Here is a 1,675-nt window from a genome sequence, read left to right as displayed (position 1 = left end):
GGGGGCGTGCTGCTGGGGCTCAACCTGGAGCCGCGCCTGCTGCGCCTGTTGCCCCGGCCCGTCTACGCGGCGGCGCTCGCCCACGCGGGCACGGCCTTCCTGTTCGTGGCGCTGCCCCTGGCGGTGCCGCTGGTGCTGTCCATGGGCCTGCGGCCCCTGGTGGCGGTGGGCGCGGCGGCGCTGCTGGGCGCGGCGGCGAGCCTTTCATCGGGGCACTTCGCGGTGCTGGGCTACCGCAACGGGCGGCTGGAGCGCTCGCGCGGCCTGGGCGTGGCGCTGCTCACCATGATGGACGACGCGGTGGGCCTGGGCGTGCTGGCCCTGGGCCTGGTGCTGGGCGCCACCGGCAACGCGGCCGAAGGGCTGGGGCTCCTGGGGCTGGCGCTGCTGCTGGGCGTCGCGTGCGGCGCGCTGCTCGCGTTCCTCACCCATGCGCTGAAGGACCCCGCGGAGCAGACCACCGTCACGCTGGGCATGGTGGCGCTGGTGGGCGGCGCGGCGGCGTACCTGCGGCTGTCGTCGCTTCTGGCGGGCGTGGCGTGCGGCGCGACGCTGGCGCTGATGGGCGGACGCACCGCGGAGCGGGTGGCGCGCGCGCTGTCGCGGGTGGAGCGGCCCACGTACCTGGTGCTGGTGTTCATGGTGGGCTGTCACGTGCACGCGCGCGACCTGTCGGCCTGGGCGCTGTTGCCCGCGTTCGTGGGCCTGCGCTTCCTGGGCAAGGTGCTGGGAGGGCGCTTCGCGCAGCGGCTCACCCAGGGCGTGCTCGACCTGCCACCCCAGTTCGGCTACGCGCTGATCGCGCAGGGTGGGCTCGCGCTCTGCATCGTGGCCGAGTACGTGCTGCTGGTGCCGGGCTCCTTGTCGCAGCGGGTGCTGGACGTGGTGGCGGTGGGCGCGGTCGTCAACGAGATGCTCGCGCACGGCGCGTTCCGGCACGTGCTGGCCTCGGAGCCCCGCAAGCCCGCGGCACCCGCGGATGACGCGGAGGTGGCGGCATGAAGGGGTCCGTCTTCCGCCTGTTGCTGCTGATGGCGCTGCTCGCGGCCATCACCCAGGCGCAGGTCGTGCGCGCGGACGCGGGCACGCCGGTGCTGCTGGCGGCCGGGGCGCTGCTCTTGTGCGGACTGTTCGCGGGCAAGGTGGCCAAGGGGCTGGGCCTGCCGCGCCTCACGGGCTACCTGTTGGTGGGCGTGGCGGTGGGGCCGTACGCGCTGGGCTTCATCCCGAACGCGGGCGTGAAGGGGCTGGAGCTGGTGAAGGGGCTGGCGGTGAGCCTCATCGCGCTGGTGGCCGGCACGGAGCTGCACCTGGGGCTCATCCGCCGCGTGGGCGCGCGCGTGGCGCTGCTCTGCGCGACGGTGTGCGGGGCGACGTTCGCGGTGTGCTTCGCGGCGACGTTCGCGCTCAAGCCCTTCCTGCCGTTCCTGACGCCCATGACGGTGCCGCAGGCGCTGGCGGTGAGCGCGCTCCTGTCCACGGTGATGGTGTCGTTCTCCCCCACGGTCACCATCGCCATCGTGCAGGAGACGGCCGCGAAGGGGACCTTCACGGAGTTCCTGATGGCGCTCGTCATCATCGGGGACCTGTTCGTGATGGTGGCCTTCGGGCTGGCGGCGGGCATCACCCGGGCCACGTTCGGTGACGGGCTGGACGTGGCGGCGCTCCTGGGCGG

General features: G+C 74.1%; 2 protein-coding genes. Both read left to right on the top strand.

Annotated elements, in window-relative coordinates:
- Positions 1–1,002, top strand: a 1,002-nt coding sequence (locus D7X12_RS41155; protein ID WP_120630543.1) for a sodium:proton exchanger, incomplete at its 5' end; no start/stop codon positions are given.
- A partial coding sequence (locus tag D7X12_RS41150) for a cation:proton antiporter (protein WP_500683243.1) occupies positions 999–1,675 on the top strand: 677 nt, incomplete at its 3' end. The genes D7X12_RS41155 and D7X12_RS41150, both read left to right, overlap by 4 nt.

It is taken from the genome of Corallococcus sicarius (genome assembly GCF_003611735.1).
GTDB lineage: Bacteria > Myxococcota > Myxococcia > Myxococcales > Myxococcaceae > Corallococcus > Corallococcus sicarius.
The sequence above is the reverse complement of the archived record's forward strand: the minus strand, read 5'-3'. Positions and strand labels throughout refer to the sequence as shown.